This is a genomic window from Lysobacter concretionis Ko07 = DSM 16239, assembly GCF_000768345.1.
Lineage (GTDB): Bacteria > Pseudomonadota > Gammaproteobacteria > Xanthomonadales > Xanthomonadaceae > Novilysobacter > Novilysobacter concretionis.
The window spans coordinates 137,537-159,553 of sequence record NZ_AVPS01000003.1 but is presented as its reverse complement, the minus strand read 5'-3'; the positions used below and the strand labels follow the sequence as shown (position 1 = coordinate 159,553).

Sequence of the window (22,017 nt, the reverse complement as noted above, 5' to 3'; positions counted from 1 at the left end):
TGACCGGCTGGGGCAACCGCCAGAGTAGCAGCCCGGTCGAAGCCGGCAAGGCCTTGACAGGGCCGCTACGGAGGCGGCGCCAGAGCAACAGCGGGCGTTCAATTCACCCGGAAGCGCCCAGGCGCATCGGCCGACAGATAGCTGTCGCGGCCAACCCGCCGGCAGTGCGCCAGCCACTCGGTCTCCGCGTCGCGGGCGTCCTGCCATTGTTCGCGGGTGAAACCGAAGCGCGTGCGTTGTTCGCCACGCAGGCCGGCCTCGATCCGGCGCAGGCGGCAGAAGTCCAGGTAATCACGCACCTCGTCGCCCAGCGATGGCCACGCGGTCTCGACCAGTACCGCGTCATCCAGCCAGCCCACCACCGGCAGCCTGTTGGGGATCAGCGGCGCGTTCCCGTGCAGGTAATCAACCGCGACCGCAGCCACCAGGGCGGCTTCGGCGCGTGTCTCCCATTCGGGGTCGGACAGCATCAGGTCGACCGCGCCGGCGCGACGCACACGGTCACGGATGCAGGCCGGCACGCGGCCGTCGGGCGACTGGTCGATCAACTCACGTGCGGCGCTGGCCACCTGGTCGCGATCCAGCAAGGGATGATCCTCGCTGATCCGCGCCAGCAACGCGTTGAAGTGTTCCATTTGGGCCGGTTCGAGTTCGAACTGCGCGATCCGGTGCCGCTGGTGCGGACCATCGCGCTCCAACTGGAACAGTGCATTTGGCAATGGGGTTATCCGGTTAAGGGAGATGTTCATGATGGCTCTCGAAATTGATCCCGTCCTGAGGAAGCGATTGCAACGGGAGAAGTGAATGCGGCGCGACACGCCACTGGCACTCGCGCATCGCTGAATGGGCCTATGTGGACGTCCGCCGCCAGGGAAGTTTGCCGGCTGGACCGCACCGTTTGACGGCACGCGCAGCTCAGGTGACCCGGAAGCGCGGGCCGGGTTCGCCGGAGGTCGTGTAATGGCTGTCTGCGACCTGCAACTGGTGACGCCACAGCGCCACCTCGGCGACCCGGTCGCGAACCCAGCTCGCACGTTGACGGTCTCCATTGCCGTCGGGATGCTCTTCGTTGCGGTACGCACAGAAGTCGCGGTATTCATCGGCTTCCGTGGCGAACGCGGGCCACGCCAGTTCGATCAGCAGGACATCGTCGAGCATGCCGAATATTGGCTGCTGGTCGGCGATCAGGTCGTTGTCGCGATCGATATAGTCCACCAGCCGGGCCAGTCGTACCCGTGTCGCCTGGTCGGTGTCCCAGTCGAAGTCCTCGACCATCGCGCGCAGTTCCTCGACCCGCCGCAGGCGGCGGTCGAGGACGTGGCGGAGGCGGGCCGGAGCCAACCCCGTCAGCCAGATCATCAGTTGTTGCAGGCGGTCGGGATCGACCCGCACGGCGTCCGGATTGATTTCGTGCAGCAGGGCGTCGAACTGTGCGATGGCATCGCCACGCAGCGCCGGCAGCGCAGAAGCATGTCCGTCGGGACCGCGCCCTTTGGTGGAGGGATCGCCGATGCCATTGCGGTTGCGCGTCTCGTGACTTTCGCTGACGTAGGGCAACGGGTCGGCGGTGGGTGTACGGAGTGATGCGCGCATGACACACCTCGGTGCCGGTCCTCGGATTTCCGGGAGCGCATCGACCGGCAATTCAGCGCATCTCCGGGTTTTCGGGCATTCCCGCGCGGAGCTTCCGCACGAAAAGTAAATGGGACATTTGCACGTAAATCATCGAAAACGGTCGTCGCGTCATGCCATCCGTGGATCCATGCCCCGATCCTGCGCTTTTATTGCGCGATTGTCCCGTGTCGAAAGTGGGGTGGCTGGTGCGGGCAGCCGGCTGAGACATCGGAGTGGCGAGCTTTGGGAAACTCCAAGGGGGCCGGTTACACAACGGTTGGTGAACCGTTGTCGGCCCTGGCGGCGGCCGCGTGCGCGTCCAGGCACTGGCGCACCGGAGTGAAGCTTCGCCGATGGTGCGGGCATGGGCCGTGCCGGGCCAACGCGTCCAGGTGCGCGGGCGTTCCGTAACCCTTGTGGGTCGCAAAACCATATTGCGGCCATTGCTCGTGCAGGGCGGCCATCATCCGGTCCCGGGTGACCTTGGCCAGGATCGAGGCGGCCATGATCGCGCGGTCGCGGGTGTCGCCGCCGATCCAGGCCTCAGCCGGGCAAGGCAGGCCACGGGGCAGGGCGTTGCCGTCGATGCGGGCCAGCTCGGGATGCGGCCTCAGGCCTTCCAGCGCCCGACGCATGCCCAGCAGGGTGGCCTGGTAGATGTTGAGGCGGTCGATTTCCTCGACCTCGATCGTCACCACCTGCCAGGCCTGGGCGCGCTCGATGATGCGCTGGTAGAGGACTTCCCGCCGTTGCGGCGTCAATTGCTTGGAATCGTCCAGGCCGTTGATCGGGGTACGGCCCGGGCCGAGCACCACGGCGGCGACCGTGACCGGCCCGGCCAGCGGCCCGCGCCCGGCTTCGTCCACGCCGGCGATGCGTTGCGCGTGCGGGGCCGGGTCGAGCTGGAGCGCGAACTGGCGGCCGGGATCAGTCACGGGTGGCCAGGTCATGGGGTTGGTCAACCGTGCCGGATACGAGCTCGACGATGGCCTGCGCGGCCTGGGCCGAAGCATCGCGCCTGAGTTGCTGGTGCAAGGCCAGGAAGCGCGGCTGCAGGGCCTTGCTGGCGGCTTCATCGTGCAGCCAGCGCAAGGTCGCGGCTGCCAGCTTGTCCGGCGTGCACTCGTGCTGCATCAACTCGGGCACCACGGCCTGCCCGGCCAGCACGTTCGGCAGCGCGTAGTGGTCGACCTTGAGCATGCCCAGGCCCTTCACCAGCCGGTAGGTCAGCGGCGACACCTTGTAGGCCACGACCATCGGCCGCTTGGCCAGCATCGCCTCCAGGGTGGCGGTGCCGGAGGCCAGCAGGATCACGTCGCTGGCGATCATTGCGGTGCGTGCGCGGCCGTCGATCACCCGCAGCGCGGATTGCAGCGCGGCGGCATCGCGATGGTTCGCCAGGACCCGGTCGAACGCAATGCGGGCCTGGGCGCTGGCCATCGGCGCGACGATCTGCAGGCCGGGTTTGGCGGCCAGCACAAGGGCGGCCGCAGCGAGGAAGTCGGTGGCCAGGCGTTCGATTTCGCCGATCCGGGATCCTGGCAGCAGGGCCAGCACGGGGCGCGCCGGATCCAGGCCGAGTTCGGCCCGCGCGGTGTCGCGGTCGGGATGCAGCGGCATCTCGTCGGCCAGCGGGTGGCCCACGAAGCGCGCATCCACGTCGTGACGGGCATAGATCGCCGGCTCCATCGGAAACAGGCACAGCACCCGGTCGGCACTGAGGCCGATTTTCCCGGCCCGCTTCTCCCGCCAGGCCCACACCGACGGGCTCACGTAATGCACCGTGCGAACGCCGCGCTGCTTCAGCCACTTCTCCACGCCGAGGTTGAAGTCCGGCGCGTCGATGCCGATGAAGACGTCCGGCTGCCAGTCCAGCAGCCGGCGGCGCAACTCGCGGCGCAGCCGCAGCAGCCGTGGCAGGTGGCGCAGGACTTCCGACAGGCCCATCACCGCCAGTTCGGAGGCGTCGAACCAGGTTTCCATGCCGGCCGTGCGCATGGCCTCGCCGCCGACACCGACGAATTCCGCTCCGGGCCAGTGTCTGCGCAATTGCGCGATCAGCCCCGCACCCAGCAGATCGCCGGACGCTTCGCCGGCCACGACGGCGACGCGCATGGAACGGGTGGGCGGAGGGTCGTTGAAGAACTCCGCGGCAGCGGTGTTGCCGCTCACCGCAGCAGGGGCCGGTCGCCGCTGTCGACGAAGTCCAGCAGGTCGCGTACGTCCCGGCTGTCGTTGGCCAGTTCGACCAGCTTGGCGCGGGCTTCGTCCAGCGAGTTGCCGGCCATGTACAGGGCGCGGTAGGCGCGCTTGATCGCGCCGATGCGTTCGGCATCGAAACCGCGCCGTTTCAGGCCTTCGTTGTTGATCCCACGCGGCCGGCTGTAGCCTTCCTGGGCCACCATCACGAACGGTGGCACGTCGCCATTGACGAAGGCGCCCATGCCGACGAAGGCGTGCGCGCCGATCCGGCAGAACTGGTGCACGCCGGCGAATCCGCTGAGGATCACGTGGTCGCCGACGCTGACGTGTCCGGCCAGGGTCGCGTTGTTGGAGAACACGCAGTGGTTGCCGACCACGCAGTCGTGGGCGATGTGGGTGTACGCGAGCAGCAGGTTGTCGTCGCCGATCCGGGTGCTGCCGCCGCCGCCTTGGGTGCCGCGGTTGATGGTGACGAATTCGCGCACCGTGTTGCGGTCGCCGATCACCAGCTCGACCCGTTCGCCACCGAACTTCTTGTCCTGCGGCTCGCCACCGATCGCGGCGTGGCCGATGAAACGGTTGTCGCGGCCGATCCGGGTCGGCCCGTGCACGCTGCAGTGGGGACCGATCTCGGTGTTGTCGCCGATCTCCACGTCCGCACCGATGATGCTGAAAGCCCCCACCCGCACGCCATCACCGAGCCGGGCGCCGGCCTCGACGACTGCGCTGGGATGGACTGCGAGCGTGTTCATGCCTTGGCTGCCACCTCGGCGCACAGGATGTCGGCGCAGGCGGCCTGCTCGCCATCGACCCGGGCCACGCCCTGGTACAGGGCCATGTTGCGGATGGTGCGCTTGAGGGTGACTTCCAGATCCAGCCGGTCGCCGGGAACGACCATGCGGGTGAACTTCGCGCCGTCGATCTTGACCAGGTAGAACAGCTTGTTCTCGGTCGTGCCGCCCAGCGACAACTGGGTCAGCAGGCCGCCGGCCTGCGCCAGCGCCTCGATCACCAGCACGCCGGGCATCACCGGCTGGCCGGGGAAGTGACCGTTGAAGAACGGCTCGTTGTTGGTCACGTTCTTGTAGGCGAGCACGCGTTTGTGGGGCTCCAGCTCGATCACCCGGTCGACCAACAGGAACGGATAGCGGTGCGGAAGCAGCGCCTGGATGGCCGGTACGTCGATCGGCAGTTTCAGGGTGTCGCTCATCAAGTCCTGTCCTTAATTTTCCTGGTCGCGCAACTGGCGCGCCATCTTGTCCAATTGTCTGAATCGCGCGGCGTTCTTGCGCCAGCTGCGATTGTCCATCAAGCCGGTGCCCGACGAGTATTCTCCCGGCTCGCGGATCGAGCGGGTGACCAGGCTCATCGCGGTGATCACCACCCGGTCGCAGATTTCCAGGTGGCCGGTGATGCCCGCGCCGCCGCCGATCAGGCAGTAGCGGCCGATCCGGGCGCTGCCGGCGACCGCGACGCAGCCGGCCATCGCGGTGTGCGCGCCGATGCGGACGTTGTGGCCGATCTGGATCAGGTTGTCGAGCCGCACGTCCTCCTCCAACACCGTGTCCTCGATCGCGCCGCGGTCGATGGCGGTGTTGGCACCGATCTCGCAATCGTCGCCGACGACCACCCCGCCCAGCTGCGGCACCTTGATCCATCGCCCCGCGTCCATCGCCAGGCCGAAGCCGTCCGCGCCGAGCACTGCGCCCGGATGGATGCGTACACGCTGCCCCAACCGCACACGGGTGACCAGGGTGACCCGGGCGACCAGTTCACTGCCGGCACCGACCACGCAGTCCTCGCCGATCACGCAGCCCGGGCCGATCACCGCGCCGGCCTCGATCCGGCTGTTCGCACCGATGCTCACGAACGCGGCGACATGCACGTCATCGGCCACGCGGACGGTCGGGTGGATGTCGGCCGACGGGTGGATACCCGGTGGGCGCGACGGCAAGGGTTCGAACAGGGCCGACAGCCTGGCGAAGGCGGTATAGGGATCGCTGGCGATCAGCGCGGTGCCGGGATAACCCTCGGCGTCGGACTCGCGCATCACCACCACGCCGGCGTTGGTCGCGTTCAACTGGTGGCGGTATTTCGGGTTGGCGAGGAAGGCGAGCTGGCCAGGTCCGGCCTGGGCGAGGGTGCCCACGCCCAGGATCCGGACGCTGCCGTCACCGTGCAGGCGGAGCGAGAAACGCTCCGCCAGTTCGGCAGCGGTGTACGGGGGCGATGGCATGACGGCTTCCGGTCGCCGTCAGAACGAGCCGCCGAAGGTGAACTGCAGGCGCTCCAGCTGGTCGCCGTCTTCCTTCTTGATCGGGAACGCGTAGCTGATCGTGATCGGCCCCATCGGCGAGCGCCACATCAGCGCCAGGCCGGTGGAGGCGCGCAGCTCGCCGGCATCGAAGGCATCGAAGCTGGAGAACACGTTGCCGAAGTCCACGAACGCCGACACGCGCGCCGCCGAGCTGTCGATCAGGGTCGGGAAGATCATCTCCACCGAGCCGATCGTCTTCAGCGAGCCGCCGATCGGCTGCCGGTAACTGCTGCCCAGCGCGGACTCGTGGGGGCCCAGGGTGTTGTCCTTGAAACCGCGCACCGAGCGCGTACCACCGGCGTAGAAGTTCTCGAAGAACGGCAGGCCGTCGGCGGTGATGGTCTTGACGTAGTCCGCGGAGTCCGGCTGGCACGGATCGGTAGGCGCCGCGCCGGGGGTAAAGACCGGCGGGGTCGCCGGATCGTTGTCATGGTCGACCATGGTGGGCGCGGTGTAGCAGACGTTGCGCACGAACGCGTCGCCGTAGCTGTCGCCATAGCCGAGTTCGGCGCGGGTGTTGAGCACCAGATGGCGCGACAGCGGCCAGAAGTTGGAGATGTTGTAGTTGAGCTTGTAGTACTCGACCGTCGACCCGGGCAGGGTCGCCTCCAGCCACAGACGCTGCGACATGCCGCGGGTGGGAGTCAGGGCGCTGTTGAGGGTGTTGCGCGCCCAGCCGATCTCGCCGCGCCAGGCATGGAACGTGCGCTGGCCGACCGCGTCGATGTAGTCGACGATGGATTCGGGGGTGACGCCGCGGTAGGCGAAGATCTGGTTGCTGTCGATGCCCAGCAGCGTGGTGAAGCTGTCGGTTTCGGTGATCGGCACGCCGAGCACCATCTGCCCCATGCCGCTGGTGGAGGAGTACTGCGCGGTGTTGAAGTCGGAGTTGTTGAACTCGCTCCAGCGCAGGTTGTAGCCCAGCGACACGCCGTTGTCGGTGAAGTACGGGTCCATGAACGAGAAATCGTAGCGCTGCAGGTAATCGTTGCGCTGCGCCTGCACCGCGATGCGGTTGCCGCTGCCCAGGAAGTTGTTCTGCGACACCTGGACCTGGGTGCTCAGGCCGGTCAGCTGGGAGTAGCCCAGACCGAAGACGAACTGGCCGGCGGCGACCTCGTTGACGTTGTAGACCACGTCGACCTGGTCATGGCTGCCCGGCACCGGGGTGGTTTCCACGTCGACCTTGTCGAAGTAGCCCAGGCCCTGGATGCGGATCTTGGAACGGTCGATCGCAGCCTGCGAATACCAGGTGCCCTCGAACTGCCGCAGCTGCCGGCGCAACACCTCGTCGGCGGTGCGCGAGTTGCCCTTGAACACCACCCGGCGCACGTTCACGCGCGGCCCGGGCACCACCTGCAGCGCGATCGCGACGGTCTTGTCCTCGCGGTTGACGTCGGGCACCGGATTGACCTGCGCGAACGCATAGCCGACGTTGCCGAGGGTCGCGGTGATGGCGTCGGAGGTGATCTCCAGCAGGCTGCGCGAGAAGATCTGGTCGGGCTTGACCAGCACCAGCTTCTCGATGTCTTCCTTCGGCAGCACGGTGTCGCCGGTGATCTCGACGCTGGAGATCTTGTACTGCTCGCCCTCGGTGACGCCGGCGCTGATGAACATGTCCTGCAGGTCGGGACTGATCGAGACCTGGGTGGAGTCGATGCTGAAATCGACGTAGCCGCGGTCGAGGTAGTAGTTGTTGAGCTTTTCCAGGTCGCCCGACAGCTTCTCGCGCGAATACTGGTCGTCGCGGCGGTACCAGCTCAGCCAGTTGTGCACGCCCGATTCCCAGTACTTCAGGATCTCCTTGTCCTCGAACAGCTCGTTGCCGACCAGGTTGATGTGCTGGATCCTGGCGGCCTTGCCTTCCTCCACCGCGATGCTCACGTCCACGCGGTTGCGTGGCAGTGACGACACGCTCGGGGTGATCTTGACGTTGTACTTGCCGCGGTTGTTGTACTGGCGGGTCAATTCCTGGGTGACGCGGTCCAGGCTCAGCCGGTCGAAGGTGTTGCCCTCGGTCAGGCCGATGTCGCTCAGGCCCTTCATCAGGTCTTCGGTCTTGATGTCCTTGTTGCCGGTCAGGGTCAGCTTGTTGATCGCCGGGCGCTCGGTCACGGTCACCACGAGGATGTCGCCCTGGTGGCCGATCCTGACGTCCTCGAAGAAACCCGTCTTGTACAACGCCCGGATCGCCTCGCCGGCGGCGGCCTGGTCCATCCTGTCACCGCGTTCGACCGGCAGGTAGGTGAACACGGTGCCGGCGGAAATGCGCTGCAATCCGTCCACGCGGATATCGCTGACGGTGAACGGACTGACCGGCGCGGCCGTGGCGGTCTGCGCCATGGCGGTGAATGCGGGAACCGTGGAAAGCGCCGAGGCAAGAGCAAGGGCAAGCAGGCGGCGGGAAAGGGGTCGCGTCATCATCACGTCCGGTTGGGGGGCTTGCGGCACTCGTCGAGGCGGGTGTCGGGTCGGGGCAGGAAGAGGGGCTGGCAATTGGCAGGAGGCATCGGGAAAACCCGTTGGCGGCATGTCGGGCATCAGTGCACCAGGTTGTTCACGATGTCGTTGTAGAACGCCAGGCCCATCAGCCCGGCGATCAGCAACAGGCCGATGTATTGGCCGGCGATCATGGTCCGCTCGCTCACCGGGCTGCCTTTGACCAACTCGATAAGGTAATACAGCAGGTGACCGCCGTCCAAGACGGGTATGGGCAGCAGGTTCAGGATGCCCAGGCTCAGCGACAGCATCGCCAGCAGCGACAGGAACCACGCGGGGCCCTGATCGGCATACGCGTTGGCGGCGCGGGCGATGGTGATCGGCCCGGCGACGGTGTTGCGGACCTCGACCCGGCCGGTGAAGGCGCGGCCGATCATGGCGAACAACTGGCTGCCCTGATGCACGGTTTCGCGCAATGCCGCCGGCAAGGCCGCGACCGGGCCGTATCGCAATTCCGCATCCATCGGCGGCATCTCCGGCCGCGCCGGGGCAATGCCGAGCGCCCAGTACGCCTCGCCGCCGTTTTCGGGCTGGACTTTGGTGGGGCGCAACTCCAGCGCCAGGCGATCGCCGTCGCGGATCACCTCGACCATCGCCGCGCCGCCGTGCTCGCCCAGCGCCTGCACCAGCGGGCCGAGATCGCCCCAGCTCTGGACCGGACTGCCGTCGATCGCGCTGATCGTGTCGCCTTCGGCGAGCACACCCCAGGCCGCGGTGTCGGGGGCGACGCGGCCGACCACCGCCGGCAGCAGCAGGTGGCGCGGGGTGAGGCCGATGGCATCGACCGCGCGACGCTCGTCGAACTGCGCGGGCAACTGCGAAAGAGCCAGCGTGCGGCTCGACTCCATGCCCGCGGCGGAGCGCACCTGCATGTCCACGTTCGCGTGGTCCAGCGCGGCCGGGATCAGCGCCAGCTGGACCTCGCTCCAGGTCGGGGTCGGCCGGCCATCGATCGCCAGGATGGTGTCGCCGCGTTGCAGGCCGGCCACGGCGGCGATGCCGTCGACCTGGCCCACGACCGGCGCATAGTCGGGCCGGCCGATCACGAACATGCCCCACAGCAGGAACACGCAGAGCACCAGGTTGGCCAGCGGCCCGGCGATCACGATCGCGATCCGCTTCCAGACCGACTGGCGATTGAAGGCCTGCTCCAGCTGCCCGGCGGAAAGGGGTTGCTCCTGCCCGTCCGGCCGGCCTTCATCGAGCCGGCCCTCGTCCAGCATCTTGACGTAGCCGCCGAGCGGAATCGCGGCGATCACGTACTCGGTGCCGTCCTTGCCGCGCCGCATCCACAGCGGTTTGCCGAAGCCGACCGAGAAGCGCAGCACCTTGACCCCGCAACGGCGCGCGACCCAGTAGTGGCCGAACTCGTGGAACGTGACCAGCAGGCCCAGGCTGACCAGCAGCCACCAGATCGAACCGAAGAATTCAGCCATGGTGGGGATCCGGAAGGCGGGTGGGGCGGGTCATGCCGGTGTCCTGGCCGCCGCCACGGCCTGCGCGGTGTGGTGGCGGGCATGCGCATCGGCGTCGTGCAAGGCGTCCAGCGACGTCGCCGGGCTTGCCGGGATCGCGGCGAGGGTGTCCTCGACCAGCGCGGGAATCGACAGGAAACCGATCCGCCGCTGAAGAAATGCTGAAACTGCGACTTCGTTGGCGGCGTTGAGCAGCGCCGGCGCGGTGCCGCCCGCGGCCAGTGCGCCATAGGCCAGTCGCAGGCAGGGGAAGGCGTCCAGATCCGGTGGTTCGAAGTCGAGCCGCCCGCCTTCCGCCAGCAGGTCGAGCCCGCCCACACCGGAGTCGATCCGCTGCGGCCAGCCAAAGCCGACCGCGAGCGCCGTGCGCATGTCCGGCAGCCCCAACTGGGCGAGGGTGGAGCCGTCGATGAACTCGACCATCGAATGCACCAGGCTCTGCGGGTGCACCAGCACGTCGATGCGCGCGCCGGGCAGGCCGAACAGGTGGTGCGCCTCGATCACTTCCAGACCCTTGTTCATCAAGGTCGCGGAGTCGACCGAAATCTTCGGTCCCATCGACCACTTGGGATGATTGACCGCCTGCTCGACGGTGACGTCCGCCAGGGATGCACGCGTGCGGCCACGGAACGGCCCGCCCGAGGCCGTCAGGATGATCCGGGCCAGGGTGTTGTCAATGGAGCTTTGCGTCCGGGCGGAGGGCAGGCACTGGAAGATCGCGTTGTGCTCGCTGTCGATCGGCACGATCGTCGCGCCACCTTCACGCGCCGCGGCCATCAGCAATTCGCCTGCCAGCACCAGGGATTCCTTGTTGGCCAGCAGCAGGCGCTTGCCCGCGCGTGCGGCGGCCATGGTCGAGGGCAGGCCGGCGGCACCGACAATGGCGGCAACCACAGTGTTGCAGGCGTCACTGCCGGCCAGGTCCTCGATGGCCTTGGCGCCGGCATGGGCCCGCGTGTCCAGACCGGCGTCGCGCAGGCCATCGCACAAGGCAGCGAATCGGGTCTCGTCGGCGATCACGGCGTGCTGCGGTCGATGCCGGCGGCACAGCACCAGCAGCGCCTCGACGTCGCGTCCTGCGGCCAGCACGGTGACGCGCAGGCGGTCCGGATGACGCGCGATCACGTCGAGCGCGGAGGTGCCGATCGAGCCGGTGGCCCCGAACACGGCGATGTCCTGCCGGTCTCCGCCTTGGCGGTCGTCGCCATGCGTGCCGGACGCATGCATGCCCGAAGCCTGCGTGTCCGAAGCCTGCATGGCCGGGTTGGAGCCGGACGTGGCGATGACCGGAGCCATCAGAGGCCCATCAATGCCTTGCCCAGCGCAAATGCGGGCAGCGCGGCGAGCACGCCGTCGAGACGATCCAGCACGCCGCCGTGCCCCGGGATCAGGTGCCCGGAGTCCTTCACGCCGGCGTGGCGCTTGAGCAGGCTTTCGAACAGGTCGCCCACCACCGAGAACAACGTCGCCACCAACGCCACCAGGGAGACGACCGGCAACTGTTCGACGGTCGCACCCGCTGCCAGCGACATCAGCACGCCCACCGCCACGCCGGCGACCATGCCGCCCACCAGCCCCTCGATCGTCTTGTTCGGGCTGATCCGTGGCGACAGTTTGTGCTTGCCGAAATGCCGGCCGACGAAATATGCGCCACTGTCGGCCGCCCACACCACCATCAGCGCCGTCAACAGCCAGAAGTGGCCTTTGGGGATGCCGGGCAATGCGCTGGCGGACGGGTCGCTGGCGTGCAGCCAGCCCAGTGCGCACCAGGCGGGAATGGTCGCCAGCACGCCGGCGAACAGCTTGAACACGCGTGCGTGGGTGGTGTGGTCGCTGGCGAACCGGTAACGGCCCAGCCAGGCCAATGCCAGCAGCCACCACACCACGCCGATCAAGGTCATCAGCTCGAACAGCGCGAAGCTGAAGCCCATCGTGGAGCGTGACGCCCACACCAGGGCGACCATCAGCGCGAGGTGCGCCAGCAGCAATACGGTGCGCGCGAGGGGCTCGTCGATGTCGGCCAGGTCGAACCATTCCCACAGCCCGAGCAGGAAGACGATCGCGGCCAGCATCATCATCCATTCGGTCGGCAGCAGCAGGATGGCGGCGATGGCGACGGGAGCCATCACCAGCGCGGCGATCAGGCGGATATGGGTCATTCGGGAATCTCGTCGGAGGGGGCGACCTGCGCTCCGGTGAGGCCGAAGCGACGTTCCCGGGAGGCGTAGTGGTCGAGCGCGCGCTGCAGTGTCACCGCATCCAGCTCGGGCCACAACAGATCGGTGAACCACAGCTCGGTATAAGCCAGCTGCCACAACAGGAAGTTGCTGATGCGCATCTCGCCGCCGGTGCGGATGAACAGATCCGGCGCCGGCAGGTCGGCCAGGGCGACGCGCGATGCCATCGCCGCCTCGTCGATGTCATCGGGGGTTAATCGGCCGGCCGCCACATCCATCGCCAGCGCGCGTGCGGCCTGGGTGATATCCCAGCGACCGCCGTAGCTGGCCGCGATGTTCAATTGCAGGCCGGTGTTGGAGACGGTCTGCGACTCGGCCAGCGCCATCCGCTGGACAATGGTGGCGCTGAAGCGCTCGCGCTCGCCGATGAAGCGGATCCGGACGCCGCGGCGGTCGAGTTCGTCGACCTCCCGTTCCAGCGCATTCATGAACAGCTTCATCAACGCGCCCACTTCGCCTTCCGGCCGGCCCCAGTTTTCGCTGGAAAACGCAAACAGGGTCAAGGCCTGGATACGTTTTTCAAGGCAGAAGTCGATGCAGATGTTGACCGCGCGTGCGCCCGCCCGGTGACCGATGACGCGCGGCCGATGACGCCGCTCGGCCCACCGGCCATTGCCATCCATGATGATGGCCAGATGGCGGGGAATGCCGGCGCTGGTGACTGGTTCTGAAGACATGGCAGTGACGACGGGTCGGGCCGTCAAACCGCCATCAATTCCTGTTCCTTCGACTTGACCACTTCATCGACTTCCTTGATCGCCGCGTCGGTCAGCTTCTGGATCTCGTCTTCCATCCGGCGCACGTCATCTTCGCTGGCTTCCTTTTCTTTCAGCAGTTCCTTGACCTGCTGGTTGGCGTCGCGGCGGATGTTGCGGATCGCGACCTTGGCGTCCTCGCCTTCGCCATGGACCATCTTGGACAGATCGCGACGGCGCTCCTCGGTCAGCGCGGGCAGGTTGATGCGGATCACGGTGCCCGCGGTGTTGGGGGTCAGGCCGAGGTCGGAGTTGATGATCGCCTTCTCCACCGCCGCGACCATGGGCTTCTCCCACGGGGTGATGGTGAGCGAGCGGGCATCGTTGACGGCGATGCTGGCCACCTGCCCCAAGGGCATTTCCGAGCCGTAATAGTTGACCTTCAAATGGTCGACCAGCGAGGTCGAGGCGCGGCCGGTGCGGACCTTGGTCATGGCATGACGCAGAGACTCGATGCTCTTGTTCATGCGGGTCTGGGCGTCTTTTTTGATCTCGTTGAGCATCGCCGATTCCGATCCTGTGCGGTAATCGTCGAAGTATAGCGAACCGCGCCGCGCCGAGGCCCGGATTTCAGTGCCCGTGGGGCGCGCGGTCGTGCCGGTCGTGCTCGCACGATTGGCCGTGTTCGATCTGCAGGGTCGGGTGGTTGATGCCGAAACGCTCGTCCAATGAATGGTTGAGCGCGTCGATGAAGGCGTCGTGGTCGTGGGTGGAGGGGCGGACCAGGTGTGCGGTCATTGCGATCTCACCCGTGCCCAGCGACCAGATATGCAGGTGATGCACGGCCGTCACCCCGGGCTGGCGGATCAGGAAATTCCCCACCTCGTCCTGGTCGACCGTGCGCGGAACCGCGTCCATCGCCGCATTGAAGCTTTCCCGCAGCAGCCCGAAGGCGCTGGCCGCCACCACCAAGCCGACCAGCAGGGCGATGACCGGGTCCAGCCACTCCCAGCCAAACCACCACATGCCGGCACCGGCGGCGACCGCGGCAGCGGAGATGGCCGCGTCGGCCATCAGATGGAGGAAGGCACCGCGCCGGTTGAGGTCGTGGTCATGGCCGTCGCGCATCATCCACGCGCCACCCAGGTTCACGACGATACCGATGGCGGCGACGATCATCACCGGCAAGGCCGGGATCGCCGGCGGCGCATCGAACCGGCGGATCGCTTCCCATCCCAGCGCACCCGAAAACGTCACCAGCAGCAGGGCATTGGCCAGCGGTGACAGCAGGGTGGCCCGCCGCCAGCCATAGGTGTGTCTGCTGGTGGGCGGACGCCTGGCGAGCACCGCCGCGCCCCATGCCAGGCCGAGTCCGAAGACGTCGCCCAGGTTGTGCAGCGCGTCCGACAGCAGCACCAGCGAGTTGGTATGGAAGCCATAGCCCGCCTCCACGATCGTGTAGGCGAGGTTGGCCAGGGTGACGACCGCGAATGCCCGGGTCGCGTGCGGCGTGGTGTGTGGATGCGGGTGCATCGGGCGATCGTGGCATGACGCCCGGATGGACGCTATTTCAGGCGGGTCGTCGGCCACCCGTTTACGGCAAGTCGCGACGTCTCTCGTCCGGCACCTGCTTCCGGTGGAAGAGGTGTTTCAGCTGCGTCCCTGCACCAGGGTGCCGATGGGTTCCCCGCGCAGGATCCGCAGCAACTCGCCCGGCTGGCTCATGTCGAAAATCCGCAACGGCAGATCGCTGTCGCGGGCGAGCGCGAAGGCCGCCGTGTCCATCACCTGCAGGTTGCGGGTGATCACATCGTCATAGGTGAGGGTGTCGTAGCGCACTGCATCGTCGTGCTTGTTGGGGTCCTTGTCGTACACGCCATCGACCTTGGTCGCCTTCAGCAACAGGTCGGCGCCGATCTCGATCGCGCGCAGTGCGGCCCCCGAGTCGGTGGTGAAAAACGGTGCGCCCACGCCGGCGGCGAAGATCACCAGCCGGCCCTTTTCCAGGTGGCGGATCGCGCGCCGGCGGATGTAGTCCTCGCACACGTCGTTGATCTTGATCGCGCTCATCACCCGCGCCTTGGCGCCGAGCTTTTCCAGCGCGTCCTGCATCGCCAGCGCATTGATCACCGTGGCCAGCATGCCCATCTGGTCGCCGGTGACCCGGTCCATGCCGCCTGCGGCCAGTCCCGCGCCACGGAAGATGTTGCCGCCGCCGATGACCAGCGCGACTTCCGCCCCCGCCTGCTGCGCCTCCATCACCTCGCGCGCGAGCCGGTGGATGACCAGCGGGTCGATGCCGTAGTCCTCGTTGCCCATCAGCGCCTCGCCGGAAAGCTTCAACAGGATGCGGCGATAGGCGAGCTGGGACATGGTGACCTCTTGTGGGTGGGCAAACGCGGCAATTGTACGGGAAGCTCCGCGTCGGCCGCTTGCTCCCGCCTTGGAGGTCCGTACTTCATGCCTGACTTTGCATTTACGAATGCAAATCACGCGATCGCGTCTTTCTCAAGGGTCTGTTTGGGCGCTTGCCCGTTTAAAAGTGCGATATCAGTCACATTTCTTCGATGCTCAATAATTAATGTCTTGTTAAGAATAGCGGCGGGAGAGATAGTCGGTACGCCCATCTGGGCCATTCATTGACAGTGTTGAGGGGAGTAGCCACGTGTCGAAAACATCCATTCACCGTACTCTGCGTCGCAGTGCATTGACCGTTGCGCTCGGCTTTTGCGTTGCTTCGGGCGTGCACGCCCAATCCAACGTTGCCGGTTCCATCTCCGGTTCCACCGGCCAGCCGGGGGCTACGGTTGTCATCGAGAACGTAAACACCGGTCTTACCCGCCAGATCACGAGTGATGCCAGCGGTCGATATAGCGCCACGTCGCTGCCCACGGGGGTTTACAACGTCACTCTGCAACGGGATGGGCAGGTCCTCGCTACGCAGGAGCGCGTAGAGGTCCAGCTCGGATCCGGCCGCGAGGTCTCCTTCGCGACTGCAGGGGGCGCGGGCGGTGCAGCGGCAACCGACCTCGACCGGATCATGGTGACGGCATCCGCTGCGTCCATGATCGACGTGTCCTCCACGGATACGCGCACGGTATTCACCGCGCAGCAGCTGGAAAAACTGCCGGTAGGAAGAAGCATCGAAGCCGTGGCGCTGCTCGCGCCCGGCGTGATCCAGGCGGACTCGCGTTATCCGGGTACGGCGTCTTTTGGCGGATCCGCGGCATCCGAGAACGCGTTCTACATCAACGGTTACGCCGTCACCAATCCCCTGACCAACCTGGGTTCGACAACTTTGCCGTTTGATGGCATCAGCCAGATGCAGGTAATCACCGGAGGCTATGGTGCTGAATTCGGGCGCGCCACAGGCGGCGTCGTCAATATCGTGACCAATCGCGGTGGCAACGAGTGGAAGTTTGGCGGGCTGATGACCTACAACCCCGCGTCGCTGCGGGCGGACTACAGGAACATCATCTATCCGAACAACGGCACGGCCAATGATGGGTTGATCTATCAAAAACGTCAGGAGATTGATGTCAATTCCTGGAGTTACGGTCTGTCGGCAAGCGGCCCCATCATCCAGGACCGGTTGTTTGTGTATGTGACCGCTGAGGCCCAAGATCAGGATCAGGACGGCGTTCTGGCGCGGCCGGGCGGCGCAACCAACGGCTATCAGCGCTCACATTATGAAATCCCGCGCTGGATGGCGAAGCTGGACTGGAACATCACCGACAATCATCTGCTGGAAGTGACTGCGGTGTCCGACATCACCAAACAGACGGTCGATTACTTCCCCTATGTATATACGCCTGGCACTAATGAAACCACGAAGGGCACCAGCAAGACCGGTGGCTACTACTACGAGGATGGCGGCGAGCTGTATATCGGCAAGTACACCGGCTATCTTTCCGACAACCTGACCTTGAGCGCTCTGTATGGGCAGCAGAAGCAGGATCACGTCGCCGAACCGTTTGGCTATGACCCCAGTGTCGTTTATGTAAGTGACAGCCGTTCCATCCCCGACCCGATCCAGCGCGGTACCTACGCTCAGCTCGCGTTCCCGGATGCTTTTGACGAAACCGAAGGTGGACGCCTGGATCTGGAATGGCGGCTGGCGGATCACGCCCTGCGACTCGGCTACGACCGGCAGGACTCCACATCGCGCGCGGGCCAGGTGACTTCCGGGCCCAATGGCTACCGTTGGATATATCAGACCTGCGGTACCGGTCATGCCGGCGACGCTATTCCCGGCGGTGGCGGAGCCATCTGCCCGGGAGGTTCGGGTGACTATGTTTCGCAGTACAAATATGCGAATGGCGGAACCTTTACGGTAAAGCAATGGGCGTATTACCTGGAGGATCGTTGGCAGATCACCGATCAATGGCTGTTGACGCTGGGCCTGCGTAACGAGAATTTCCGCAATTTCAATGCGGACAACATCGTCTATGCGGAGCAGAAGAACCAGTGGGCTCCGCGTATCGGCGCCAGTTGGGATGTATTTGGAGACTCTTCGCTGAAGGCGTTCGCCAATGCGGGTCGTTACCATCTGGCAATGCCCAACAACGTGGCGCTGCGTGGTGCGGCGGGATCGCTCTACACGAACGAATACTTCTCCTTCACCGGGTTCGATCCGGCGACGGGCGCGCCCCTGGGGCTGACGGCCTTGGGAGACGGGCCGTACTCGTCAAACCGGGAATATGGCCAGGCCCCTGATCCGGACTCGGTTACGGCGAAGGGGTTGAAGTCGCACTTCCAGGATGAGTTCGTGCTCGGGTTCGAAAAGCGGATGACCGACTCGATCAATGTCGGCGCCCGTTATGTCCACCGGGATCTCAAGTCGGCCATCGACGACATGTGCGATTACCGGCCAGCCTACAAATGGGCCATCGACCGTGGGATGTCGGAGGAAATGGCGGATCAGCTGGGGAACGAGTTGGCAAACTGCCGTCTGTTCAATCCGGGCGAAGCCAATACCTTCATGCTGGATGATGGAACCGGGAAGCTGGTGGAAGTCGCACTGACCGCCGAGGAGCTTGGATTTCCCAAGTTGAAGCGGATGTATCAGGGCATCGACATGTTCGTTGAGCGTGCGTTTGACGGCAAATGGTACGGGCGTCTGGATTACACCTTATCCCGCAACTACGGCAATGCCGAAGGCCAGCTCAAGTCGGACGTCGGTCAGGGCGATGTTTCCCAGACCATGGATTGGGATCACCCGGAGCTGATGGACTACGCGAATGGCTATCTGCCGAATGATCGTCGTCATTACGTCAAGGGGTATGGCTTCTATCAGTTGACTCCCGAGTGGCGCTTCTCGGCTGCTGCGACGTTCCAGTCCGGACGGCCGAAGAACTGCACCGGCTACTATCCGGATACCCCGGAGAATGAGGAGTTCAACGAGTTCTATGCCTATGGCGGTCCCTACTACCACTACTGCAATGGGCAGCCTGTCGCCCGTGGCACCAGTGGTCGGATGCCGTGGACCAACAAGCTCGATCTGGGTGTTTCATACGCGCCAAACTTTGCCAACAACGCGTTGGTGTTCTCGCTCGATGTATTCAACGTGTTCGATTCGCAGGTCGCACAGAACATGGTCGAATATGGCGAGCTGGGCGGTATCGGTGTTCCGTACAACCAGACAGGGCGTCCATTGAGCTTCTCGACCCCGCGCAATGTCCGGTTTGCGGTGCGCTACGACTTCTAGTCTGGCCGTCAGGGGCATCGTCAGCGCAGGCTGGCGATGCCTCGCCGGCACAAGGCGCCATTATCGGCCTGCCGGCTCTTGACTCTCTCCAATCTTGGCCGCCGGAAGGCGGCCTTCTTTTTGGCGTTGCAGATAACGGAATACGTGCTTCGTTCACGGTTGCTGCAGACAGCGGCGCACAAAAAACCGCGGTTGCCCGCGGTTTTTCAGAACAGAATCTTGCGGTTGGCTTACGCCAGGCCGGCCTGCTTCATGACCTCGGAGGCGAAGTCGTCGGTCTGCTTCTCGATGCCTTCGCCGACGGCGATGCGGACGAAGCTGATCACTTCGGCACCGGCGGACTTGAGCATCTGCTCCACGCTCTGGTTGGTGTCCAGCACGTAGGGCTGGCCGGTGAGGCACAGCTCGTTGACGGTCTTGGCGACCTTGCCGGAAATCATCTTCTCGAGGATATCGGCGGGCTTGCCGGTGTCCTTGACCTGGGCCAGGGCGATTTCCTTTTCCTTGGCGACGAAGTCGGCGGGGACGTGGGCCGGCGAGATGTACGGGGGGTTCATCGCGGCGATGTGCATCGCCAGGCCGCGGGCCAGCTCGGGGTTGCCGCCGGTCAGCTCGACCAGCACGCCGATGCGGCCGCCGTGGACGTAGGCCGACACGGTGTTGGCACTGTCGATGCGGGCCATGCGGCGGACCTGGACGTTCTCGCCGACCTTGGCGATCACGGCAGCGCGGGCTTCCTCGACGGTCTCGCCGGATGCCAGCTTGGTGTTCTTGAGCGTTTCGATGTCAGCGGCCTGCAGGGCGGCTTCGCCGACGGCATCGGTGAAGGCCAGGAAGTTGCTGTCCTTGGCGACGAAGTCGGTCTCGGAGTTGATCTCGACCAGCACGGCCTTGCCGTCGGTCTGGGCGGACACGACGCGGCCTTCGGCGGCAACGCGGTCGGCCTTCTTGTCGGCCTTGGCCAGGCCCTGCTTGCGCAGCCACTCGGCGGCGACCTGGACGTCGCCATTGTTTTCCACGAGTGCCTTCTTGCACTCCATCATGCCGGCGCCGGTGCGCTCGCGCAGTTCCTTGACCAGGGAAGCGGTGATCTCTGCCATGGGGGTTTTACCTCGAATGTTCAGGGCTGTAGGAGCGGCTTCAGCCGCGATGGATCCGGTGACGAGCCTTGCGGCAAGTCCAGCCGTGACCGCGGCTGAAGCCGCTCCTACATGAAGGGAGCGCGGCCGCAGTATCGTGCGGCCGCGCGACAGCGGTATTACTCGGCGGCCGGCGCTTCGTCGGCCTTGGCTTCGGCAGCAGGTGCGGCCTCATCGGCCTTCTTGGCCGGAGCCTTCTTCGCCGGTGCGCGGCGCGGCTTCTCGCTGGCGTTTTCGCCTTCGATGAAGTCTTCCTCGCGGACACTGGCGGCCGACGGCGCGGCGGCCTTGCCTTCCAGCACGGCGTCGGCGGCGGCACGGGCGTACAGCTGCACGGCGCGGATGGCGTCGTCGTTGCCCGGGATCGCGTAATCGACCAGGGTCGGGTCGTAGTTGGTGTCGACCACGGCAATGACCGGGATGCCGAGCTTCCGGGCTTCCTTGATCGCGATGTCCTCATGGCCGATGTCGATCACGAAGATCGCGTCCGGCAGGCGGTTCATTTCCTTGATGCCGCCCAGCGAGGCGAGCTTCTTGTCGCGCTCGCGACGCAGGTTCAGCACCTCGTGCTTGACCAGCTTGTCGAAGGTGCCGTCGGTCTCGGCCGCTTCCAGCTCCTTCAGGCGACCCACCGACTTCTTCACCGTGGCGAAGTTGGTCAGGGTGCCGCCGAGCCAGCGCTGGTTCATGTACGGCATGCCGCAACGCTCGGCTTCTTCCTTGATCGACTCGCGGGCGCTGCGCTTGGTGCCCAGGAACAGGATGACGCCGCGCTTCTGGGCGATGCTCGAGATGAAGTTCATCGCGTCGTTGAACAACGGGACGGTCTTCTCGAGGTTGATGATGTGGATCTTGCCGCGGGCGCCGAAGATGTACGGGCTCATCTTCGGGTTCCAGTAGCGGGTCTGGTGTCCGAAATGGACGCCGGCTTCCAGCATCTGGCGCATGGTGATCTGGGGCATTGCGGTAACTCCGATAAGGGAATCCGGCCGCCGGATAGGGTGGGGCGGCTGCATCGGCGTGAGCCGAGGCAAGGATTCCGGGGTTGGACTTCCCCACTGCTTCCGTGACCGAACTTCGTGGCGACAAGCCTTGAAGCACCCCGGCACGGGCTTTGGCAGCGGGTGTGTATTCGTCGGTGACGCCCGACGTGGGCGGTGTGAAGGCGCAAGACCTGCACAGCCCGCGGATTGTAACGGCCGCAGGCGGGAGCGGCAAGCACGCGGGTGGTGCCGATTTCCGTGCGCAGCGGCTGAGCCGGCCGCGGCGCTCCGTCCGGGCCTGCCAGGCGCAGGCCCCGGCGCGGTGCCAATCGGCGATAATGCGCGAATGGCTATCAACCTCAAAACCCCCGAAGAGATCGAAAAGATGCGCATCGCCGGTCGCCTGGCGGCCGAAGTGCTGCAGATCGTCGCGCCGCACGTGAAAGCCGGTGTCAGCACCGAAGAGCTGGACCGCATCTGCCACGACCACATCGTCAACGTGCAGAAGGCGGTCCCCGCGAACGTCGGCTACAAGGGTTTCCCCAAGACGATCTGCACCTCGGTCAACAACGTCATCTGCCACGGCATCCCGAGCGAGGCCAAGATCCTGAAGGACGGCGACATCGTCAATATCGACGTCACCGTGATCAAGGACGGCTGGCATGGCGACACCAGCCGCATGTACATCGTCGGTACCCCGTCGGTGCTGGCGCAGCGGCTGGTGGACGTGACCCGCGAAGCGATGTTCCGCGGCATCCGCGTGGTCCGGCCGGGCGCGACCCTGGGCGATATCGGCCATGCGATCCAGCAATATGCCGAGTCGGAGCGCTTCAGCGTCGTGCGCGAGTACTGCGGCCACGGCATCGGCAAGGTCTACCACGACGAGCCGCAGGTGCTGCATTACGGCAACGCCGGGGAAGGGCTGGTGCTGGAGGCCGGCATGACCTTCACCATCGAGCCGATGATCAACACCGGCAAGCGCCACACCCGCGTGCTGCCCGATGGCTGGACGGTGGTGACCAAGGACCGTTCGCTGTCCGCGCAATGGGAGCACACCGTGCTGGTGACCGGGGACGGGGTCGAGATCTTGACCCGCGTGCCGGGCGACGACAACGACCTATGACCGGGCCCGACCCTGCCGCCGGTCCG

General features: G+C 65.7%; 19 protein-coding genes. 2 read left to right on the top strand and 17 right to left on the bottom strand.

All coding sequences use genetic code 11. From position 1 onward, the window contains the following. Nucleotides 1-98 precede the first annotated feature (98 nt). The 15 genes from N792_RS03190 to pyrH all read right to left on the bottom strand — a co-directional run bounded on the left by N792_RS03190 (nucleotide 99) and on the right by pyrH (nucleotide 15,412). Complete coding sequence (locus tag N792_RS03190) at nucleotides 99-749, bottom strand: YkvA family protein (RefSeq protein ID WP_156969279.1); 651 nt, start codon at nucleotides 747-749, stop codon at nucleotides 99-101. Between the two features lie 166 nt (nucleotides 750-915). Continuing rightward, nucleotides 916-1,593, bottom strand: coding sequence for a hypothetical protein (locus tag N792_RS03185; protein WP_036192629.1), 678 nt, complete (start codon nucleotides 1,591-1,593; stop codon nucleotides 916-918). A gap of 287 nt (nucleotides 1,594-1,880) precedes the next feature. Next, nucleotides 1,881-2,564 (bottom strand): ribonuclease HII, encoded by a 684-nt coding sequence (locus N792_RS03180; RefSeq protein ID WP_036192628.1) that lies wholly within the window; start codon nucleotides 2,562-2,564, stop codon nucleotides 1,881-1,883. Beyond that, complete coding sequence (gene lpxB / locus N792_RS03175) at nucleotides 2,542-3,729, bottom strand: lipid-A-disaccharide synthase (RefSeq protein WP_036192922.1); 1,188 nt, start codon at nucleotides 3,727-3,729, stop codon at nucleotides 2,542-2,544. Before lpxB ends, N792_RS03180 begins: the two co-directional genes overlap by 23 nt. Before the next feature lie 53 nt (nucleotides 3,730-3,782). Beyond that, entirely contained in the window at nucleotides 3,783-4,568 is a 786-nt protein-coding gene (lpxA, locus tag N792_RS03170; protein WP_036192627.1) for an acyl-ACP--UDP-N-acetylglucosamine O-acyltransferase, read from the bottom strand. Then, nucleotides 4,565-5,026 (bottom strand): 3-hydroxyacyl-ACP dehydratase FabZ, encoded by a 462-nt coding sequence (fabZ, locus tag N792_RS03165; RefSeq protein ID WP_036192626.1) that lies wholly within the window; start codon nucleotides 5,024-5,026, stop codon nucleotides 4,565-4,567. Before fabZ ends, lpxA begins: the two co-directional genes overlap by 4 nt. 12 nt (nucleotides 5,027-5,038) lie before the next feature. Next, on the bottom strand, nucleotides 5,039-6,052 hold the full coding sequence (gene lpxD, locus N792_RS03160; RefSeq protein WP_036192625.1) for a UDP-3-O-(3-hydroxymyristoyl)glucosamine N-acyltransferase: 1,014 nt from the start codon (nucleotides 6,050-6,052) through the stop codon (nucleotides 5,039-5,041). Between the two features lie 18 nt (nucleotides 6,053-6,070). Continuing rightward, nucleotides 6,071-8,554, bottom strand: coding sequence for an outer membrane protein assembly factor BamA (bamA, locus tag N792_RS03155; RefSeq protein ID WP_036192921.1), 2,484 nt, complete (start codon nucleotides 8,552-8,554; stop codon nucleotides 6,071-6,073). 119 nt (nucleotides 8,555-8,673) lie between these two features. Continuing rightward, nucleotides 8,674-10,068: an RIP metalloprotease RseP gene (rseP, locus tag N792_RS03150; protein WP_036192624.1), complete on the bottom strand. Its 1,395-nt coding sequence runs from the start codon at nucleotides 10,066-10,068 to the stop codon at nucleotides 8,674-8,676. Nucleotides 10,069-10,098: 30 nt separating this feature from the next. Beyond that, the gene (locus N792_RS03145) at nucleotides 10,099-11,334 is read right to left on the bottom strand and encodes a 1-deoxy-D-xylulose-5-phosphate reductoisomerase (RefSeq protein ID WP_052103452.1); all 1,236 of its coding nucleotides are present in this window, start codon (nucleotides 11,332-11,334) and stop codon (nucleotides 10,099-10,101) included. A 68-nt stretch (nucleotides 11,335-11,402) separates the two neighbouring features. Beyond that, nucleotides 11,403-12,266, bottom strand: coding sequence for a phosphatidate cytidylyltransferase (locus N792_RS03140; RefSeq protein WP_036192623.1), 864 nt, complete (start codon nucleotides 12,264-12,266; stop codon nucleotides 11,403-11,405). Then, nucleotides 12,263-13,021: a polyprenyl diphosphate synthase gene (gene uppS, locus N792_RS03135; RefSeq protein ID WP_084105348.1), complete on the bottom strand. Its 759-nt coding sequence runs from the start codon at nucleotides 13,019-13,021 to the stop codon at nucleotides 12,263-12,265. Before uppS ends, N792_RS03140 begins: the two co-directional genes overlap by 4 nt. Nucleotides 13,022-13,044: 23 nt before the next feature. Further along, nucleotides 13,045-13,602, bottom strand: a complete 558-nt coding sequence (gene frr / locus N792_RS03130) for a ribosome recycling factor (protein ID WP_036192621.1) — start codon at nucleotides 13,600-13,602, stop codon at nucleotides 13,045-13,047. Nucleotides 13,603-13,669: 67 nt separating this feature from the next. Next, nucleotides 13,670-14,572, bottom strand: a complete 903-nt coding sequence (locus N792_RS03125) for a cation diffusion facilitator family transporter (protein WP_052103371.1) — start codon at nucleotides 14,570-14,572, stop codon at nucleotides 13,670-13,672. A 117-nt stretch (nucleotides 14,573-14,689) separates the two neighbouring features. After that, complete coding sequence (gene pyrH, locus N792_RS03120; RefSeq protein ID WP_036192620.1) at nucleotides 14,690-15,412, bottom strand: UMP kinase; 723 nt, start codon at nucleotides 15,410-15,412, stop codon at nucleotides 14,690-14,692. 292 nt (nucleotides 15,413-15,704) lie between these two features. On the opposite strand from pyrH, the gene N792_RS03115 reads away from it, so the two are divergent. Then, nucleotides 15,705-18,746 (top strand): TonB-dependent receptor, encoded by a 3,042-nt coding sequence (locus N792_RS03115; protein WP_036192619.1) that lies wholly within the window; start codon nucleotides 15,705-15,707, stop codon nucleotides 18,744-18,746. A 230-nt stretch (nucleotides 18,747-18,976) separates the two neighbouring features. Here N792_RS03115 and tsf read toward each other — a convergent pair whose 3' ends face one another. Both tsf and rpsB read right to left on the bottom strand, forming a co-directional pair. Next, nucleotides 18,977-19,846 carry a translation elongation factor Ts gene (tsf, locus tag N792_RS03110; RefSeq protein WP_036192618.1) on the bottom strand — a complete coding sequence of 290 codons (870 nt, stop codon included), beginning with the start codon at nucleotides 19,844-19,846 and terminating at the stop codon, nucleotides 18,977-18,979. A 158-nt stretch (nucleotides 19,847-20,004) separates the two neighbouring features. Beyond that, nucleotides 20,005-20,847: a 30S ribosomal protein S2 gene (rpsB, locus tag N792_RS03105; protein ID WP_036192617.1), complete on the bottom strand. Its 843-nt coding sequence runs from the start codon at nucleotides 20,845-20,847 to the stop codon at nucleotides 20,005-20,007. A 367-nt stretch (nucleotides 20,848-21,214) separates the two neighbouring features. On the opposite strand from rpsB, the gene map reads away from it, so the two are divergent. Continuing rightward, the gene (map, locus tag N792_RS03100; protein ID WP_036192616.1) at nucleotides 21,215-21,991 is read left to right on the top strand and encodes a type I methionyl aminopeptidase; all 777 of its coding nucleotides are present in this window, start codon (nucleotides 21,215-21,217) and stop codon (nucleotides 21,989-21,991) included. Nucleotides 21,992-22,017 lie beyond the last annotated feature (26 nt).